Origin of the sequence: Streptomyces doebereineriae (assembly GCF_031845645.1) — a bacterium.
Taxonomy (GTDB): domain Bacteria; phylum Actinomycetota; class Actinomycetes; order Streptomycetales; family Streptomycetaceae; genus Streptomyces; species Streptomyces canus.
This window is the reverse complement of record NZ_JAVREZ010000009.1, coordinates 61903-78675: the sequence shown is the minus strand read 5'-3', so window position 1 is coordinate 78675 and position 16773 is coordinate 61903. Positions and strand designations below refer to the sequence as shown.

At 72.3% G+C, this 16773-nt stretch carries 16 protein-coding genes; 8 read left to right on the top strand and 8 right to left on the bottom strand.

The window, feature by feature from the left end; translation table 11 throughout:
• The first annotated feature begins 104 nt into the window (after window positions 1–104).
• The 4 genes from RNB18_RS25645 to RNB18_RS25630 all read left to right on the top strand — a co-directional run bounded on the left by RNB18_RS25645 (window position 105) and on the right by RNB18_RS25630 (window position 4634).
• Window positions 105–1406 carry a sensor histidine kinase gene (locus RNB18_RS25645; protein WP_311716470.1) on the top strand — a complete coding sequence of 434 codons (1302 nt, stop codon included), beginning with the start codon at window positions 105–107 and terminating at the stop codon, window positions 1404–1406.
• Window positions 1407–1508: 102 nt separating this feature from the next.
• Entirely contained in the window at window positions 1509–2444 is a 936-nt protein-coding gene (locus RNB18_RS25640) for an SGNH/GDSL hydrolase family protein (protein ID WP_311716469.1), read from the top strand.
• A 226-nt stretch (window positions 2445–2670) separates the two neighbouring features.
• Window positions 2671–3981 carry a sensor histidine kinase gene (locus tag RNB18_RS25635; protein WP_311716468.1) on the top strand — a complete coding sequence of 437 codons (1311 nt, stop codon included), beginning with the start codon at window positions 2671–2673 and terminating at the stop codon, window positions 3979–3981.
• Window positions 3978–4634 carry a response regulator transcription factor gene (locus RNB18_RS25630; RefSeq protein ID WP_311716467.1) on the top strand — a complete coding sequence of 219 codons (657 nt, stop codon included), beginning with the start codon at window positions 3978–3980 and terminating at the stop codon, window positions 4632–4634. The genes RNB18_RS25635 and RNB18_RS25630 overlap by 4 nt, the downstream gene beginning before the upstream one ends.
• Here RNB18_RS25630 and RNB18_RS25625 read toward each other — a convergent pair.
• Together RNB18_RS25625 and RNB18_RS25620 are read right to left on the bottom strand one after the other, a co-directional pair.
• Window positions 4539–5219, bottom strand: coding sequence for a DedA family protein (locus RNB18_RS25625; RefSeq protein ID WP_311716466.1), 681 nt, complete (start codon window positions 5217–5219; stop codon window positions 4539–4541). The genes RNB18_RS25630 and RNB18_RS25625 overlap by 96 nt on opposite strands.
• Window positions 5216–5941 (bottom strand): class I SAM-dependent methyltransferase, encoded by a 726-nt coding sequence (locus RNB18_RS25620; protein WP_311716465.1) that lies wholly within the window; start codon window positions 5939–5941, stop codon window positions 5216–5218. Before RNB18_RS25620 ends, RNB18_RS25625 begins: the two co-directional genes overlap by 4 nt.
• 132 nt (window positions 5942–6073) lie before the next feature.
• Here RNB18_RS25620 and RNB18_RS25615 point away from each other — a divergent pair, with 132 nt between their 5' ends.
• Together RNB18_RS25615 and RNB18_RS25610 are read left to right on the top strand one after the other, a co-directional pair.
• Complete coding sequence (locus RNB18_RS25615; protein ID WP_311716464.1) at window positions 6074–7219, top strand: sensor histidine kinase; 1146 nt, start codon at window positions 6074–6076, stop codon at window positions 7217–7219.
• Window positions 7216–7866 carry a response regulator transcription factor gene (locus tag RNB18_RS25610; protein ID WP_311716463.1) on the top strand — a complete coding sequence of 217 codons (651 nt, stop codon included), beginning with the start codon at window positions 7216–7218 and terminating at the stop codon, window positions 7864–7866. Before RNB18_RS25615 ends, RNB18_RS25610 begins: the two co-directional genes overlap by 4 nt.
• Window positions 7867–8019: 153 nt before the next feature.
• Here the strand turns inward: RNB18_RS25610 and RNB18_RS25605 are convergent, their stop codons facing one another.
• The 6 genes from RNB18_RS25605 to RNB18_RS25580 form a co-directional block, all read right to left on the bottom strand.
• Window positions 8020–8499 carry a MarR family winged helix-turn-helix transcriptional regulator gene (locus RNB18_RS25605; RefSeq protein WP_311716462.1) on the bottom strand — a complete coding sequence of 160 codons (480 nt, stop codon included), beginning with the start codon at window positions 8497–8499 and terminating at the stop codon, window positions 8020–8022.
• A 7-nt stretch (window positions 8500–8506) separates the two neighbouring features.
• The gene (locus tag RNB18_RS25600; protein ID WP_311716461.1) at window positions 8507–9568 is read right to left on the bottom strand and encodes an alkene reductase; all 1062 of its coding nucleotides are present in this window, start codon (window positions 9566–9568) and stop codon (window positions 8507–8509) included.
• 63 nt (window positions 9569–9631) lie between these two features.
• Window positions 9632–10537 carry an NADP-dependent oxidoreductase gene (locus RNB18_RS25595; protein ID WP_311716460.1) on the bottom strand — a complete coding sequence of 302 codons (906 nt, stop codon included), beginning with the start codon at window positions 10535–10537 and terminating at the stop codon, window positions 9632–9634.
• Between the two features lie 192 nt (window positions 10538–10729).
• Entirely contained in the window at window positions 10730–12265 is a 1536-nt protein-coding gene (locus RNB18_RS25590; protein ID WP_311716459.1) for an APC family permease, read from the bottom strand.
• 138 nt (window positions 12266–12403) lie between these two features.
• Window positions 12404–12991 (bottom strand): hypothetical protein, encoded by a 588-nt coding sequence (locus RNB18_RS25585; RefSeq protein WP_311716458.1) that lies wholly within the window; start codon window positions 12989–12991, stop codon window positions 12404–12406.
• A gap of 769 nt (window positions 12992–13760) precedes the next feature.
• Window positions 13761–14432, bottom strand: coding sequence for an ANTAR domain-containing protein (locus RNB18_RS25580; RefSeq protein WP_311716457.1), 672 nt, complete (start codon window positions 14430–14432; stop codon window positions 13761–13763).
• A 336-nt stretch (window positions 14433–14768) separates the two neighbouring features.
• On the opposite strand from RNB18_RS25580, the gene RNB18_RS25575 reads away from it, so the two are divergent.
• A complete protein-coding gene (locus RNB18_RS25575; protein WP_311716712.1) occupies window positions 14769–15707 on the top strand; it encodes an anti-sigma factor RsbA family regulatory protein in 939 nt (312 codons plus the stop codon).
• 150 nt (window positions 15708–15857) lie between these two features.
• The gene (locus RNB18_RS25570) at window positions 15858–16736 is read left to right on the top strand and encodes an alpha/beta fold hydrolase (protein ID WP_311716456.1); all 879 of its coding nucleotides are present in this window, start codon (window positions 15858–15860) and stop codon (window positions 16734–16736) included.
• Window positions 16737–16773: the final 37 nt, after the last annotated feature.

Below are 16773 nucleotides of genomic sequence, written 5' to 3'. Positions count from 1 at the left end.
CCTGACATGGCGGCCGACTCTCACCGGCCGTCTTCCGTGCCCCGCCCGCCGACCCGATCCCCCCGGGCCGGCGGGCGGCCCGACCCTGCGAAGGGCCTACCCCCGTGCCCGCACCGAGCGCCCCCGCGCCGAACCCGCACCCGGACGAACGCCAGTTCCTCCAGGCCCTGACGAGCGATCCCGAGCAGCGGGTGATCGCGTCGGTGGTCTCCCGGCTCGCCTCGTGGCGGCGGGCCGACCGGGCCCGCCCCTGGGTCCGGCGGTGGGGGGTCCCGGTGTTCTGCTTCGCGGTCGGCAGCGACGCCTACGCCAATCCCCACAACGTCAGCGACCCTCAGCTGCCGATCGTCCTCGCCTTCTGCGTCCCGCTGCTGTGGCGGGAAAGACGCCCCATGCTGGTCTTCGCCCTCACCACGGCCGTCTCGATCGTGTCCCTTCCTCTCGGTGTGCTGACGGGCGCCGAGTTCGCCCGGGTGATCGCCCTCTTCAACGTCGGCCGTCACTGCAGCCCACGCCAACTGGCGGCCGCCACCGGCGTCACCCTCGTGCAACTCGTCGCATGGGCCTACTTCTTCTGGCGCGGCCGGCAGCTGGAGTACGTCACGCGCCCGGAGCCCGTCACGTTGATGGTGATGGTCGCCGTGACGGCGTTCGCGGCACTGGGCCTGCTCCTGCGGCTGGCCTACGCCTACATCGACGCACTGAAGAAACAACGCGACCAGCAGGCCCGGCTCGCCACCGCGCAGGAACGCGCCCGCGTCTCCCGCGAGATGCACGACATCCTCGGCCACACCCTCGCCGTCATCGTCGGCCTCGCCGACGGCGCCGCCGCTCTCGCCGAGGCCAAGCCCGAACGCGGCGCCCAGACCCTCCGCATCATCGGCGTCAGCGGCCGCGACGCCCTGGCCGAACTGCGCCGCCTGCTCGCCGTCATCGGCGACGACCCGGACGGCCGGGACGGATCGCACGGCGTCCCACTCGCCCCGCAGCCCGGCCTCGCCGACCTCGACGCGCTGCTCGACCGGGTCCGCGCCGCCGGCCCCACCGTCGCCCTGCACGCGCACGGCGACCTCACCGGCCTGGCCCCCGGACTCCAGCTGTCCGTCTACCGCATCATCCAGGAGGCCCTGACCAACACCGTCAAGTACGCCGCCTACGACACCTCGGTCCACGTCTCCGTAGCCGCCGACCCCGACACCGTGCGCCTCACCGTCGAGGACACCGGCCCACCCCGCACCCCACGTGGCCCGACCGCCGGCGGCCGGGGCCTGGTCGGTATGCGCGAGCGGGCCGCCCTCTACCGAGGTGAGGTCACCGCCGGCCCCAACCCGCACGGCGGCTGGACCGTCCACGCCCTCCTCATCCCCAGCCCGTCGCCCAACTCCCTGGAGAAGCGCCCCGCGTGACCGCGCAGAACGGCCTGCACACGGAATGCCCCGGGTGCCACGGCAGGCGACCGGAGACCACGTGCTCGCCATCCAGCATCGCCACGACGACAGGAGAAACCCATGGGACCGTATGCACGCGCAGGCCTGGCCGGAATCGTGAGCTGCGGCGTTCTGCTCACCGCCGTCCTCATCGGACGGCCGGACGGCGACCACGACAGCTTCCAGGACGAGCGACCGCAGCCGGGGCCCTACGTCGCTCTCGGCGACTCCTACACCTCCGGCCCGAAGATCCCCCGGCACACCGGGACACCGGCCGGCTGCGACCGCTCCGACCACAACTACCCCGCACTGGTGGCACGCCGACTCGGCGTGCCGGCCGCCGACTTCCGTGACGTCAGTTGCAGCGGCGCCACCATCACCGCCCTCACCGCGCCACAGAAGACGTCCGACGGCACCAACCCCGCCCAGCTCTCGGCCCTCTCGAAGCGGACGAGACTGGTCACCCTCGGCATCGGCGGGAACGACATCGGCTTCGGCTCGACGGTCACGAAATGCGTCACGATGGGTGCGATGTACCGCGCGACCGGCAAAGGCCGGCTCTTCTCCGACGACGCGCCCTGCGAGAAGCAGTACGTCGACGGCGGCACCGACGAAGTGACACAGAAGATCCAGGCAACCGGCCGAAGGCTTTCCGCAGCGCTGGCCGAGATCGAACGGCGCGCGCCGAAGGCCCGGGTCTACGTCGTCGGCTATCCGGCGATCCTGCCCGCCGGAGGGAAGGGCTGCGGCAGGGAGCTGCCCCTCGCGCCCGGCGACGCGAGCTACCTGCACGACAAGGGGGAGCAGCTCAACACCATGCTGCACAAGCAGGCCGAGGCCGCCGGCGCGACGTACGTCGACACCTACTCCCCGTCCGTCGGCCACGACGCCTGCTCGGCGCAGAAAACCCGCTGGATAGAGCCTCTCCGGCCCAGCAGCCCGGCCGCCGCCGTCCACCCGAACGCGCACGGCGAGCAGGGCATGGCCGATGCCGTGCTCCGCACGATCGCCTCATAGCAGCCGCCAGGAGGATGAACGTAGTACTCCGGTACCGGCCGGCGTCGCCGTATTCCCGCCCACAGTGCCGTAGCTCCCGTCGATACCGCTTCTAGATTGAGGTCCGAGCCCGGCAGGCCCGTCCACGCAAGACCTCTTACGATCACGGAAGAGCGATCGGTCCCGGTCGGCGCTCTGCCCCAGGCGCCGCCCGCCCGCACCGCGAAGGGCACAGACCTTGACCCCCATGCCCCCACACGATTCCCGGCCCGAGCTGCCCGAGGCACTGACGAACGACGCCGAGCAGCGTGTCATCGTGTCGATCATCGCGCGGCTGTCGTCCTGGCGGTGGGCGGACCGGACCCATCCCCGGGTCCGGAGGTGGGGCGTACCGCTGTTCTGTGCCGTCCTGGGACTGCCGTCCGTACTCCATCCCGTCGGCGGATCCGGGGTCGCCGAAGAGCTGGTCCTCACCGTCGCCGTGGCCGTTCCGCTGCTGTGGCGGGAGCGCAGGCCCATGCTGGTCTTCGCGCTCATCACCGCCACCGCCGTGCTGATGGAGTCCACCGGGTCCTTCCACGGCGCCAACGCCAGTGCCGACGTCGCCCGCATCGTGGCCTTGTTCAACGTCGGCCGCTTCGCCACCCCCGGCCGACTGCTCATCGCCGTCGCCATCTCCCTGACGCAGCTCGTCGTCTGGGCCGCCACGCTCTGGCGCGACGGTCGGCCGGCGTACGCCACACGGCCGGAAATCCTCATCCTGTTGGGGGTGGTGACGGTGACGGCCATCGCCGGCCTCGGCCTCGCCACCCGCCTGGTCAACGTCGTCATCGCCGCCCTGCAGAAAGAGAAGGACCAGCAGGCCCGACTCGCCGTCGCCCAGGAACGCGCCCGCGTCTCCAAGGAGATGCACGACATCCTCGGCCACACCCTCGCCGTGATCGTCGGTCTGGCCGACGGCGCCGCGGGCCTGACCGAGGCGAAGCCGCACCGCGGTGCCGAGACCCTGCGGATCATCGCCGGCAGCGGCCGCAGCGCCCTCGCCGAACTGCGCCGCCTCCTCGCCGTCATCGGCGACGACAACGACCGGCCGGACGATGCCCCGCTCGCCCCGCAGCCCGGCCTGGCCGACCTCGATCCGCTGATCGAACGGGTCCGCGCGGCAGGTACGGCCGTCACCCTCAGCACCGACGGCGACCTCACCGCACCGGCCCCGGGCCTCCAGCTCGCCGTCTACCGCATCGTCCAGGAAGCCCTCACCAACACCCTCAAGCACGCCGCCGCCGACACCTCCGTCAGCGTCCGCGTGGCCGTCGGTCCCGACACGGTCCACGTCGATGTCGAGGACACCGGCCCCCCGCGCGCCCCCCGGTCCCGCAGACGGAGCACCGGAAGCGGCCGCGGTCTGGTCGGTATGCGCGAGCGCGCGGCCATCTACCAGGGCCGGGTCAGCGCCGGGCCCAACCGCGAAGGCGGCTGGAGCGTCCACGCCCGCCTCCTGACCGCCCCGCCCGTCAAAACGACCCCAACGACAACAACGGAGCACCCCCGCACATGACCACCGTGCTCATCGTCGACGACCAGGCCCTGCAACGCCTCGGCTTCAGCATGCTCCTGGAACAGCACCCCGACCTCACCCTCATCGGCGAGGCCACCCACGGCGCCGAAGCCGTCCGCAAGGCCGCCGAGCTGAAGCCCGACGTCGTCCTCATGGACGTCCGGATGCCGGGCATGGACGGCATCGAGGCCACCAGACGCATCGTCGAGTCCGGCGGCCGCTCCCGCATCCTGGTCCTGACCACCTTCGACCTCGACGAGTACGCCTACGACGCCCTGCGCGCCGGAGCCTCCGGGTTCCTGCTGAAGGACGCCATGCCCGACGAACTCGTCGCCGGCATCCGCGCGGTGGCCGCCGGAGACGCCGTCATCTCGCCCGGTCTGACCCGCAAGCTCATCGATGCCTTCGGCAGCCGTCTGCCCGGCCACACGCCCGAACAGCAACGTCAGCTGGCCCGCCTCACCAACCGCGAACGCGAGGTACTCACCGCCGTCGCGACCGGCTGGAGCAACACCGAGATCGCCGAACAGCTCTCCCTCGCCGAGTCCACCGTCAAGTCACACGTGAGCAGCATCCTCACCAAGATCGGGGTCCGGGACCGGGTCCAAGCGGTGATCTTCGCCTACGACACCGGCCTCGTCCGACCTGCCTGAGCATGTTCGCCACAGCAGCGTGCCCCCGATCACCACCAGCCCGGCCAGGGCGAGGGCAGGACCGCCCAGGGTGAGGACGCGCTGGAGAGAGGTCGCGGCGGCATATCCGACACCTGCTTCCGCGGTGGCCCACGCACAAGCGGCGGCGACGCTGTACGGGGCGATGCGGCGGTAGGGCAGGCCGGTGACACCCGCGGAGTGCGGGGCGAGGGTGCGCACCACCGGCAGGAAGCGGGCCAGGAAGACCGCCCGCCCGCCGTACCGCGTCATCAGCGTCTCGGCCCGGTGCCAGGCGGCACCCGGTATCCGACGGCCCATCCGGCCTCCGCGGAGCCGGTCACCGAGGAACCTGCCGGTGCGGTGGGCGAGGAAGTCCCCCGCCACCACGGCTCCGGCCGCGGCGGCGATGACGAGGGGAAGGCTGATGTGGCCCGTGCGGGCCAGTGCGCCGGCGGTCAGGAGGAGGGTCAGCGTGGGGATGAAAGCGCCGACGAGAAGGATCGATTCGGCCAGTACGGCGGCGGCCACCACCGCGTACGCCGCGGTCGGCGGGAGGTCGCCGAGGAGGTCGGACAGCGCGTTCACCGCCTCGACCCGTCGAACTGCGGCTCGCGGCGCTCCGCGGAGAGGAGGGGACGTTGCAGGTGCCAGACGCAGGCCGGGGGCAGATTGGCCCATACCGTCCAGCGGCCCGTGGCGTACGTCCGCTGGTAGGCGGCCATGATCTCGTCGACGGCGGCGTGCCGGCGGGCCTCGGCTCGCGAGGCCGCCAGGGCGCGGGCCTTGCGGGTGCCGAGGTAGGCGAAGTAGGTCAGCGTGCCGCCGGGGTGGAGGAGCTCCAGGTAGCGGGCCATGATGCGCTCGACCTGCACGGGCGTGAAGTTGGTCAGCGGCAGCCCCGACACGATGACGTCGTACCGCTGGTCGGTGTCGAGCTGCTGGACGTAGGTCTGATGCACGGTCACCTGCGCCGGCCTGGCCGCCAGGTGCGGGTGCGTGGTGACGAGGTGGCGCAGTCGCGCGGCGAAACGGGGGTTGGCCTCGACGATGTCCAGGCGGCTGCCGCGGGACAGCTGCGGGATCAGGGCCCGGGTGACCGGACCGGTGCCGGCACCGGCTTCCAGGACCGCCAGCGGGCGGGGCGCCAGAGCCCGTACCGGCTCGGTGAGCGCGCGGGCCAGGGCCGTGCCGCTGGGGGCTATGGCGCCCGTGGTGCGCAGATCACGGGCCGCTTCGATCAGGAACATCCAGCCTTCGGCGTTGCGCTGCGCCAGGACACGGTCGTGGGAGGTGGTCCAGTCGTTCATGGAATCGACGCTAGAAAGCCGCGTCCGTCTTCGGATCCGCAGTTGTGCGACGACGTGCCCCTACGAAAGTAGGGGGTGAGTGTCGTCGATCGCCGGACGGAACGGCACACCGGCCTGCCTAGCATGGGCCCGGTGAGCAGCAGAGAAAGCCGCAGGTGGCCGGCCTACGGACGGGGCGCACTCGTGGCGCTGTGCGTAGTGGCCGCCGCGCTGAACGACATGGCGTTCGACGGGCGCCACCTGGCTGCCGTCATCACCGTGGCGCTGGTGTGCGGAACGGCCCTGCTCGTGCCCCGGCTGCGATGGCCGGTCGCGCCGCTGCTGGTCACCGTGGCCACGGCGTGGTGGGGATGGCCGTTGCTGCCGCTGCTGGCGGTCGCCCTGTTCGACCTGGCCATGGATCGCCGCGCGCGGGTGGCGGTGGGATGTGCCGTCGTCGCACTGGGCGCCAACCTGCTCAGCTACCGCGCCACCTCCCTGTGGACGGCGCAGTCCTACGCGTCCACGCTGCTTCTACCGGTGCTGGCCGTGCTCGTCGGGCTGTGGCGGGGTGGCCGGCGCCGACTGGTCCAGGCGCTGGCGGCCGACGTCGAGCATCTGCGCGTCGAGTCGCAGTTGCGCGAGGAAGCGGCCCGCATCGCGGAACGGTCCCGTATCGCCGCCGAGATGCACGACGTCCTGGCCCACCGCCTGAGCCTGATCGCCCTGCACACCGGCGTGCTGGCCACCAAGGGCGACATGCTGCCCGCCCCGGTCGTCGAACGACTCGGTCTGCTGCGCACGGCGTCCGTCGAAGCCCTCAACGATCTGCGCGACGTACTCGGTGTGCTGCGCGACCCCGACGCCACGCCGGCCGGCGCCGCGCTCACGCCGGTGATGCGGGATGTGGGGGAACTGGCGGACGAGGCCCGCGCCGCCGGCCAGCACGTCGAGCTGACCACCGAAGGCCTTCCCGAACAGGCTCCCACCACCCACCGCCTGGCCGTGCACCGCGTCGTCCAGGAAGCACTGACCAACGCCCGCAAGCACGCCGATGGTGCTCCGGTGACCGTACGCATCGACTACCGGCCGCCCGCCACCCTCGTCGAGGTCACCAACCCCGCCGGCACTCCCCGCACGGACACCGTCGGCAGTGGCTACGGACTCGTCGGCCTGCGCGAACGCGTCACCACCCTCGGCGGACACCTGAACGCCGGACCGGCCGGCGCGGGCGCGTGGCGCGTGGCCGCCCACATCCCCCACCCCCTTGTCATGGAACAGGACGGCACCCCCACATGATCCGCGCCATGATCGTCGACGACGACGCCCTGGTCCGCCTCGGCCTGACCGACCTCCTCGAGGGCGACCCCGGCATCGAGGTCGTGGCCCAGGCCACCGACGGTCTGCAGGCCGTCGAGAAGGCCGCGGCACACCGCATCGACGTCGCCCTCGTCGACGTACGGATGCCCCGCATGGACGGCATCACCGCCACGACCCGGCTACGGGCCCTCCCACACCCCCCGAAGGTGATCACCCTGACCACCTTCGACCTCGACGAATACGTCTACGACGCCCTCGCCGCCGGAGCCGACGGGTTCCTCCTCAAGGACACCGACCCCGCCGAAATCCTGCGTGCCGTCCACCTGGTGGCCGCCGGGTCGGCCATGCTCCACCCCACCGCGGCCCGCCGCCTCATCGACCGCTACCACGCCACGAACCAGCCCCAAGTCACCGCGGCCCAGGCCCGGTTGGAGCGGCTCACGCCCCGCGAACGGGATGTCCTCGCGCTGCTCGCCCAGGGCGACACCAACGCCGACATCGCCACCCGGCTCGCCATGCGCGAGAGCACCGTCAAGGCTCACGTGAGCCGCATCCTGACCGCGCTGGAGGTCACCAACCGCGTCCAGGCCGCCCTCGTGGCCCGCGACGCCGGCCTCACCACCTGACCGGAACGGCCGGCCCGCAGGAGCTTGCGGAGGTCGAAGGCGACCCGGACGCGGGTGATGCGGTCGTCCTCGAGGTGCGGCCGGCCGGCGGCGGGGAAGGGGCGCCGGTCCCGCGGGGGCGTTGCCCTGCGGCCGGGGCGCGAACCGGGGGAGTTACTCGGACCCCTCCCGCGGGAGAGCGCTGCTGTTGATCGCGTCGGCGATCGCGTAGGCGATACGGACGAAGGACTCCGCCTGCTCCGCCGACAGGTCCCGTGCGGACATCTCCTCCAGGGTCTGCCACATGGCCGCGATGGGCTCGCGCATGGCACGCCCCTTGTCGGTGAGGTGGACGACCATGACACGCCGGTCATGCGCGGCCGGCTCACGCACGAGCAGGCCGGCCTCCTGCATGCGGCGCAGGGACTTGGAGACCGTGGAGTGGTCCAGGCCGACGCTTTCGAGCAGCTCGGACTGGGTCTGGCCGTCCCGGTCCAGGAGTTGCATCAGCAGCAGTTCCTGGCCGGGATGCAGGTCCATCTCGCGGAGCATGGCGGCGGCGCGGGCGCGATGAGCGCGCGCGAGCTGGAAGATCGCGTAGCTCATCGGCCCCTCGCCGGCCGTGGAGGGGGTGCGGTGTGTGGAGGCGGGCATCGGTTCCTCAGACGGTGTGGGTGGGGTAGTCGGTGTAGCCGGCCACTCCGCCGCCGTAGAAGGTCGCCGGGTCGGGGGTGTTCAGCGGCGCGTCAGAGCGTAGCCGCTCGACGAGGTCCGGGTTGGCGAGCGCAAGGGCGCCGACGGAGACGAGGTCGGCCGTGCCGTGGTCGATGTCCTTGGCGCGGGTGGGCAGGTCGGTGCCGGCCCGGTTGAGGATCAGCGTGGTCGGCCACAGCGCGCGCAGAGTGCCCAGCAGTTCCTCGTCGCCCGCGTGCATCACGTGGAGGTAGGCCAGGCCGAGCGGGCTGAGGGCGCGCAGGAGCGCCGGATACAGCTCGGCGGTGTCGGACTCGGCGATGTCGTTGTAGGGGTTGCCGGGGGAGATACGGATACCGGTGCGGTCGGCGCCGATCTCCTCGGCCACCGCGGTGGCGACCTCGACGGCGAAGCGGATGCGGCCCTCGATCGATCCGCCATAGCCATCGGTGCGCTGGTTGGTGTTGTCGGCGAGGAACTGGTGCACGAGGTAGCCGTTGGCGCCGTGGATCTCCACGCCGTCGGCGCCTGCCGCGACGGCGGCCGCCGCGGCGCGGCGGAAGTCGTCGACGGTCGCCGCGACCTCTTGCGTCGACAGCTCGCGGGGCGTCGGCATCTCCTGGGGCCCGGACACGGTGAACATCGCACCCTGCGGCTGGACCGCCGAAGGGGCGACCGGCCGGCGCCCGTGAGGGGTGTTGTCGGGGTGGGCGATGCGGCCGGTGTGCATCAGCTGGATGACGATCCGGCCGTCGGCCGCGTGCACGGCGTCCGTGACCTTGCGCCACCCGGCGATCTGATCGTCATTGTGGATGCCGGGGGTCAGGAGGTAGCCCTGACCGTCGGCGGAGGGCTGGGTCCCCTCGGTGATGATGAGCGCGTGCGAGGCCCGCTGGGCGTAGTACTCGGCGTTCAGCTCGGTCGGTACGCCTTCGGGTGTGGATCGGTCACGGGTCATGGGGGCCATGACCAGGCGGTGCGGGAGGGAGATGTCGCCGACGGTGGTCGGTGTCCACAGGGCGTTCAGCATGAGTGGTCCTTCGGTGCGGTATGGCAGGTGATGATCGGAACAAGAGGGAAGGGCGGGGCGTGATCAGTCGAGGGTGAGGGCGAGCTTGCCCCGCACGTGCCCGGCGCCGCTGACCTGCTGGGCCGTGGCGGCCTGGTCGAGCGGGTAGGCGGTGACGGTGGTGACGAGCTTGCCGGTCGCGGCGTCCTGGGCCAGGGCGGCCAGGCGGGCGGCCGAGCGTTCCTGGCCACCGCTGGAGAAGGTGATGCCGAGCTGGTGCGCGCGGAAGTCGGAGATGGTGACGATGCGGTCGGTGCCGCCGCTCAGCGTGATGGAGTCCTCCAGGGCCCCCTTCCCGGCCAGGTCGAACACCGCGTCCACGCCGTCGGGGGCGAGTGCCCGGACCCGCTCGACCAGACCCTCGCCGTAGAGGGTCGCGGTGGCGCCGAGCGAGGTGAGGTAGTCCTGGTTGGCGGGGCCGGCGGTGGCGATGACACGCGCTCCGCGGGCCGTGGCGAGCTGGACCGCCAGGGTGCCGACCGCTCCGGCCGCTCCGTGCATCAGTACGGTCTCCCCGGCGGCGACGCCCAGCAGGTTCAGGACCCGCTCGGCCGTCTCGCCCGCCACCGGCAGCGCGACCGCGTGCTGCCAGTCGAGTCCGGCGGGCTTGGGGGCCACGGTGGTGGCCAGCGCGTACTGGGCGTACGAGCCGGTGTCCGACCAGCCCAGCACCTCGTCGCCCACCCGCACGTCCTGCACACCCTCGCCCAGGGCGTCCACCACGCCCGCGAGCTCGGCACCGGGGACGGCGGGGAGCGGCGTGGGGAACGCGGCCTGCATCGCCCCGGAGCGGATCTTGCCGTCCAGCGCGTTCAGCCCGGCCGCCCTGACGCGGACGCGGACCTGCCCCGGACCGGGCTGCGGAACCTCGATGTCCGCCTCGTGCAGCACGTCGGTGCCTCCGAAACGGTCGAACAGGATGGCCTTCATGACGACTCCTCTCGTGTCGCCACCCATTTAGGTGGCTGGACACATAACCAACGTAACAGCAAACATGTGGCTAGCCAAGTATTTGCCGTCGAGGTTTCGAGGATGAAGTGGTCGGCCCCGCCGATGGTGCGGGGGAGGGGAGGAGTACTGCCCTCGACGCCGCCGGCGGAGACGAGCCCCGGCCGGCGTCCGTCACGTCCGTGCCGCGGCCGCCTCGGCCCTGCGCGTCGGTGCGCCCAGCGCCCAGAACAGGACGCCGAGGAGCATGAATCCGACGAGCGGTATGAGTTGCGTCAGCAGGTACGTCCCGCGTTCGGCGTGGGTCCAGCCGTCGGGGGCGTAGGCGGAGCTGAACCAGTTGAAAGGAGCGCCCGGGGCGACCAACTGCACGCAGGCGTACAGCACGAGCCCGGTGAGGACGATGCTGATGGCGAGGGGAGCGGGTGCCCTGTAGGGGCGGGGCACGTCCGGGGCCTTGCGGCGCAGTACCGTGAGCGCCGGGAAGATGCCCAGGTAGCTGACCAGAGTGGTGGAGACGGCCAGGCCCAGGACCGCGCCGAAGAGCTTCGCCGCGTTGCCGTTCGTGAGTTCGTGGGCCAGGCCCAGGACGGCCGTGGAGACCAGCCCGCTGAGGACGTTGACGCGGACCGGGGTGCCGAAGCGGCTGGAGATGACGCCGAGGAAGCGCGGGGCCGCGCCGTCGTAGCCGGAGACGGCGAGGGCGCGGTCGGAGCCCATCACCCAGGTCACGCCCGAGGACAGCACGGTGAGGATGAACAGGACCGCGGCCAGGTCCCCGAGCGCGCTCCCGGCGCCGCTGAGGGTGGCGGTGCCGTCGCCGGCGACATGGCCGCCGTAGACCGTGAAGACCTGGCGGATCGCGTCGATGAACCCGCCGAGACCGCTGATGGCCTTGACGGGCAGCACGAGCAGGATGCCGAGGATCGGCAGGGCGTAGAGGAGCACGGAGAGGGCGGCGCTGCGGAAGACGGCGTACGGCACGTCCTTCTGGGCGTCGGTCATCTCGTCGCCCGCGGTGCTGGGGAGTTCGAAGCCGACGTAGTTGAACATCAGGACCGGCACCAGGACGACGAAGCCCGCGTACGTCGGGGAGAAGTCACCGAGTCCGAATCCGTGCAGGCCGTGCTGGACGCCGTAGACGACGACCGTGGCGGTGAACAGGCCGAGCAGGAGGAAGCGGCTCCACGCGCCGATGGTGGGGATCCACTTGCCGACGTCGAAGGAGAGGATCGCGGCGAGGACCCCGATCCAGACGAAGGCCAGGGTGAAGACGTAGAAGGCCGGGGTGCTCAGGTCCTTGCCGTCGTTGAAGAAGGTCGTGTACGCGGTGACCGCGGAGACGGAGAGGGTGCCGCCGAGCCAGACCGGATTGGTGATCCAGTAGAGGAAGTTGTTGACCGCGCCGGCCAGCCGGCCGAAGGCGCGGCTGGTCCAGATGTAGGGGCCGCCCTCGTCGGGGAACGCGGCGCCGAGTTCGGCGGTCAGCAGGGCCGAGGGGACGAAGAACACGGCGGCCAGCACGAGGAGCCAGGTGAACGCCTCCGCGCCGCGGGAGGCCACCGTGCCGATGGTGTCCACGCCCACGATGGTGCACAGCAGGAAGAAGAGGATGTCGAAGCGGCCGAAGTGCTTGCGCAGCTTCTGGCGTTCCGACCGGGCTGCCGGCGGCGCGTCCGCAGGCTCTGAGGTTATGGGGCCAGCGGTCACCAGGGGCTCCTGCCGATGAGCGGTACAGGCGGAATTCGGCCAATGATCGACGCCGCCGTACATGCTCACAAGCGTTCATTGGGAACTCTTGACCGGGTATTACCGAAAAGGGAGAGCAATACGTCGGCCACGAGTGCTCTAGGTGTCCCGGAGCTCCACGCGCAGGGAGTCGCGCAACCGGCGGAGGTCGTCCGCGGGGCGGCCCAGGCCGTTGAGGCGCAGACGGGCCGCCTCGGTGCGGTCGACGGGGCGGACGGTGAAGGCCAGGTTCATCGAGGCGCGCAGCATCCACAGGTCGTAGGCGAGCAGCCGGACCGCGCGGGCCTGCGCCGCCACCAGGTCCGGGTCGGTCGTTCCCAGGTCCTGTAGCCGGGCGTGCAGCCGGTGCAGGGCGATGCTCTGCTGCCCGCAGTCCCGTGCCGTGCCGCGCGACACCGGACCGGGTTCGCCGCACGCGGCCACCGCTTCGTCGGCCGGCGTCTGCGCGGCCACCGCCTCGTCCAGGACCGCGACGAGCGCCCGCAACTGCTCCGCCCGCGACGGGCGGACGGGGGCCGGGCGGCGGTGGGGGCGCGGGAGTGGCCGTACGGCAGCGAGCAGTTGTACGGCAGCGAGCCACCGCCGGGCCCCGAGCCGCCCTAGGGCAGCGCGCCACCGTGGGACACCGAGCCACCGTGCCGCTGGGGGCGCGGGCGCGGGCGCGGGCGGAGTTGTCCCTGTGCGCATGGCCCCTCCTGGAATCGGTGGCGTCTGTGGCGGCCCCCCGGGCGGCTGGGCCGACCGCGATGTTGCGGGTCCGGCCGGTGGGTCTGTACGTCCGTGGCGGCTTCGGGCTGTGTGGCCGCCACGGACGCGGTGGTCGCGGCGCCGGTGTGTGCCGCGGGCGGGTGGGTCGCGCGGCCGTGATGCTGCGGGTCCGGTCGGTCGGTCTGTGCTTCCGTGGCACCGGGCTGCGGGCCCCGCGGTCGCGACGTTCCGGGCCCCGGTCGGACCCGCAGCGTCGCGGTCGCGGGCCCCGTCGGTGGGTTCTCGCGGCCGCGGAGAACCGGGCCCCGCCCGTCGCGTCCCTCCAGTGTGCGCCTCGTGCGCGGTCGGGTGTCCCCGTGCGTCCCGTCGGCAAGGCTTGATCGGGCGTTCTCAGGGGTAGTTGTCCTCCCCCGGGAGTAGCGGGAGGCGGTGCGGTCGTCCCGGGGAGGCAGGGCAGGTGCCTCCGTGGGCACGATGTGCGGGCGGGTCTCGGGGACGAGGCTGGTTCGTGTCGGGGAACAGGAAACCAGGCCCGAGGAGGGCGCCATGAACCGCCAGATCCGTGTTCGCGTCAGCCGTCGGCCCTCGTCCTCCCGTGACACCAGGCAGCCCGAGATCGACCGCAGGACACCGTCGGGACGGCTGCTGCCGTACTGACAGCGGTCCGGGCGGCACACCGCCCCCGCAGCGCAGCCCCACCGCAACCCGGTACAGCCCCACCGGCAGCGGTACGCCCACCGTTCCGTACTCAGTTCAGGCAACGGTCGATCGCCGTCCGCAGCGCCTGCCGCAGCTCAGACGGCGGCGGCGGGCCACCGCCTTCGGCCTCTGCCGTGACCACCGCGGCGACCTTGCGCAGCTTGGTGTTGGAGAGCTGGGAGGCCTCCCGCAGGACGTTCCACGCCTGGTCCGAGGAGCAGGCATGGGTGGCCATCAGGACCCCGCGCGCCTGGTCGATGACCGGGCGGGTGACGATCGCCCGGCGCAGTTGCTCGACCTCCGTGCGCAGCAGGTCCAGCTGTTCCGCGCGCTCCAGGACCATCGCGGAGGGCACCGGCTCGCGGTGGGTCCCGGGGCCGTGCAGCGGATCGTCGGGATCCAGACCGGCCAACTCCAGGACGCGGCGCGGCTGGTCGTTCCAGCCGGTCGCCGTCACCCGTATCCGACGGCGGCGGCCGTAGGTGTCGAGGACCTCCAGGAACCGCAGTCCCGTCGTGTCCATGAACGCGACTCCGGCCATGTTCAGGTCGACCCGGCCGGTGCCGTCCGGCAGCCGCGCCAGGGCCGTGGCCAGGGTGTCCGCACAGCCGTGGATCAGATCGCCGCGGAGGACGAGTACGGCCCTGCCCCCCTCCACGCCGGCGTCGATGGTCAAGTTGTTCAGTCGCCCTGCAAGCGATGTGTGTGCCGCTGAGCTCATGTCCGCCTCGCTGCTCCCCACAGTCGTCACGACGTTGAGTCACCGATCGCCACCGGCTCCCGGCCCGGTCCGAGGGTGTTGGCCGCGCGGGGCCCGGCGGTGCTGGAATGCGCCTGCCCGGCGTGTCGGGGAGTACACCCGGCGCATCGGGGGAGTGACAGGCGCTTCCCGGGGGTAAACGCGGTCTCGTCCAGGTAGTGGCGCAGAGACGTTTCTGGCGGGGAGACGTATCGAAGGGAAGACAGCCCGGTCGGGAGAGTGGAGAGCAGGTGTGGACATATGGCCCGAGACGCCCCGGCGCCGCCTTCCGGCGGGCGGGAGCGCGGTGACGACGCCATGAACGCCGTGGCCGAGACCGCGGGTCCGTTCATGCACCCCGCGCTCTTCTACCGCGACGAGCGGGAGTACCTCGCCGGTGTGGTGCCGTTCGTACGCAAGGCGCTCGCCGCCGGGGAACCGGTGGCCGTGGCCGTGCCCACCGAGAACCTGCGGCTGCTGAAGGCGGAGATCGGTGCCGGTGAGGCCGTACGGTTCCTCGACATGCGAGAGGCCGGGCGCAACCCCGGCCGGATCATCCCGGGGGTGCTGCGCGCCTTCGCAGACGCCCAGCCGCCGGGTACCCGGGTGCGGATCGTCGGCGAGCCGATCTGGGCCGGGCGCACGGCCACCGAGTACCCGGCCTGCGTCCAGCACGAGGCGCTGATCAACGCGGCCTTCCAGGGCCGCCCGGTCACCATCCTGTGCCCGTACGACACCCGGCGCCTCGACCCGCAGGCCGTCGCCGACGCCTACGCCACCCACCCCGTGGTCGTCGACGCCGGCTCCGGACGCGAGGAGGAGAGCGGACGGTACGACTTCGAAGCCGTCCACGCACGCTACAACGCACCGCTGCCGCCGGCCCCGGACGTGCCGGCCCACGCCTTCGTCGCCGATGTGCTCGGCGAGATCCGGCACTTCGCCAGCGAGGCGGCCGCGCGGCTCGGGCTCCTGCGGCCCCGGCTCGACGACCTGGCACTGGCCGTTGCCGAGCTGACCACCAACAGCGTGGTGCACGGCGGTGGTTCGGGCCTGCTGCGGGTGTGGGCCGAGGACGGGCACGTGGTGTGCGAGGTCCGCGACCGGGGACACCTCACCGACCTGCTGGCCGGCCGCCGACCGCCCTCGCGGGACCAGCACGGCGGCCGCGGCCTCCTCATCGTCAACCTCGTCGCCGACCTCGTGCGGGTGCACACCGGACCGGAGGGCTCCACGGTCCGCTTCTGGTTCGCCCTCTGAGAGGCCGTGTCCTCGCCCCGGTGGCCGAACTGCGCCGGTCCACCCCGCCCCGGTCCCGTTTGACCTGCGAATTCGTTTCGCCGGACCCCCGCGTGGGCAGGGTTCGGGCAGCGTGGCCCGGTCAAGGCCTCGGGTGGGGGGAGCGCGGCGGTGCCCGAACATGTGCGTACGGCGGACGGACGACGGTTACGGGTGGAGGTCTCGGGGGATCCGCACGGACGCCCCGTGTTCCTCCTGCACGGCATGCCCGGCAGCCGGGTGGGGCCGAAACCCCGCTCGATGTTCCTCCACCAGCGCGGCGCCCGCCTCATCAGCTACGACCGGCCGGGGTACGGCGGTTCGGACCGTATGCCGCGCCGCCGGGTGGCGGACGTGGCCCAGGATGTGGCCGATGTCGCCGACGCCCTCGAACTGGACCGGTTCGCGGTGGCCGGCCGCTCCGCCGGAGCCCCGCACGCCCTGGCCTGCGCCGCGCTGCTGCCCGACCGGGTGACCAGGGCGGCGGCGATGGTGGGGTGGGCACCGCGCGACGCGGAGGGCCTGGACTGGTATGCGGGGATGGCGCCTTCCAACGTCGCCGCTCTGAGTACGGCCGCCACCGACCCCGAGCGTTTCGCCGCCGGGATCATCCCGCGCTCCGCCGCCATCCGCAGTGATCCCGCGCGTCTGCTGGAGGAGCTGCGCGAGGACCTCACCGCCGACGACCGGCTGATCGTCTCGGACAACACCATCCGCTCGATGCTGCTGCGCAACTACCGTGAGGCGCTGCGCACTTCGCCGTACGGCTGGATCGACGACGCCCTGGCCCTCACCGCGTCCTGGGGCTTCGACCCGGCGCGGATCAAGGTGCCGGTGCTGCTGTGGCACGGCAAGGACGACGTCTTCTCCCCGGCCTCGCACGCCTCCTGGCTCGCCGACCGCATCCCGCGCGCCACGGCCGTCCTGGAACCCACGTCGGCCCACTTCGCCGCACTGCGCGCCCTGCCCGCCGTGCTGGACTGGCTACTCGCCGAAGCGCGGACACACTGATGATCGGCGGACGGCGCCGCCTCACTCGGCGGCGCCG

What these genes read in the sequence shown, in the direction of transcription:
- RNB18_RS25640 (WP_311716469.1), top strand. Translation starts at nt 1,509, where the DNA reads ATGGGACCGTATGCACGCGCAGGCCTGGCCGGAATCGTGAGCTGCGGC.
- RNB18_RS25635 (WP_311716468.1), top strand. Translation starts at nt 2,671, where the DNA reads ATGCCCCCACACGATTCCCGGCCCGAGCTGCCCGAGGCACTGACGAAC.
- RNB18_RS25630 (WP_311716467.1), top strand. Translation starts at nt 3,978, where the DNA reads ATGACCACCGTGCTCATCGTCGACGACCAGGCCCTGCAACGCCTCGGC.
- RNB18_RS25620 (WP_311716465.1), bottom strand. Translation starts at nt 5,941, where the DNA reads ATGAACGACTGGACCACCTCCCACGACCGTGTCCTGGCGCAGCGCAAC.
- RNB18_RS25610 (WP_311716463.1), top strand. Translation starts at nt 7,216, where the DNA reads ATGATCCGCGCCATGATCGTCGACGACGACGCCCTGGTCCGCCTCGGC.
- RNB18_RS25605 (WP_311716462.1), bottom strand. Translation starts at nt 8,499, where the DNA reads ATGCCCGCCTCCACACACCGCACCCCCTCCACGGCCGGCGAGGGGCCG.
- RNB18_RS25600 (WP_311716461.1), bottom strand. Translation starts at nt 9,568, where the DNA reads ATGCTGAACGCCCTGTGGACACCGACCACCGTCGGCGACATCTCCCTC.
- RNB18_RS25595 (WP_311716460.1), bottom strand. Translation starts at nt 10,537, where the DNA reads ATGAAGGCCATCCTGTTCGACCGTTTCGGAGGCACCGACGTGCTGCAC.
- RNB18_RS25585 (WP_311716458.1), bottom strand. Translation starts at nt 12,991, where the DNA reads ATGCGCACAGGGACAACTCCGCCCGCGCCCGCGCCCGCGCCCCCAGCG.
- RNB18_RS25580 (WP_311716457.1), bottom strand. Translation starts at nt 14,432, where the DNA reads ATGAGCTCAGCGGCACACACATCGCTTGCAGGGCGACTGAACAACTTG.
- RNB18_RS25575 (WP_311716712.1), top strand. Translation starts at nt 14,769, where the DNA reads ATGAACGCCGTGGCCGAGACCGCGGGTCCGTTCATGCACCCCGCGCTC.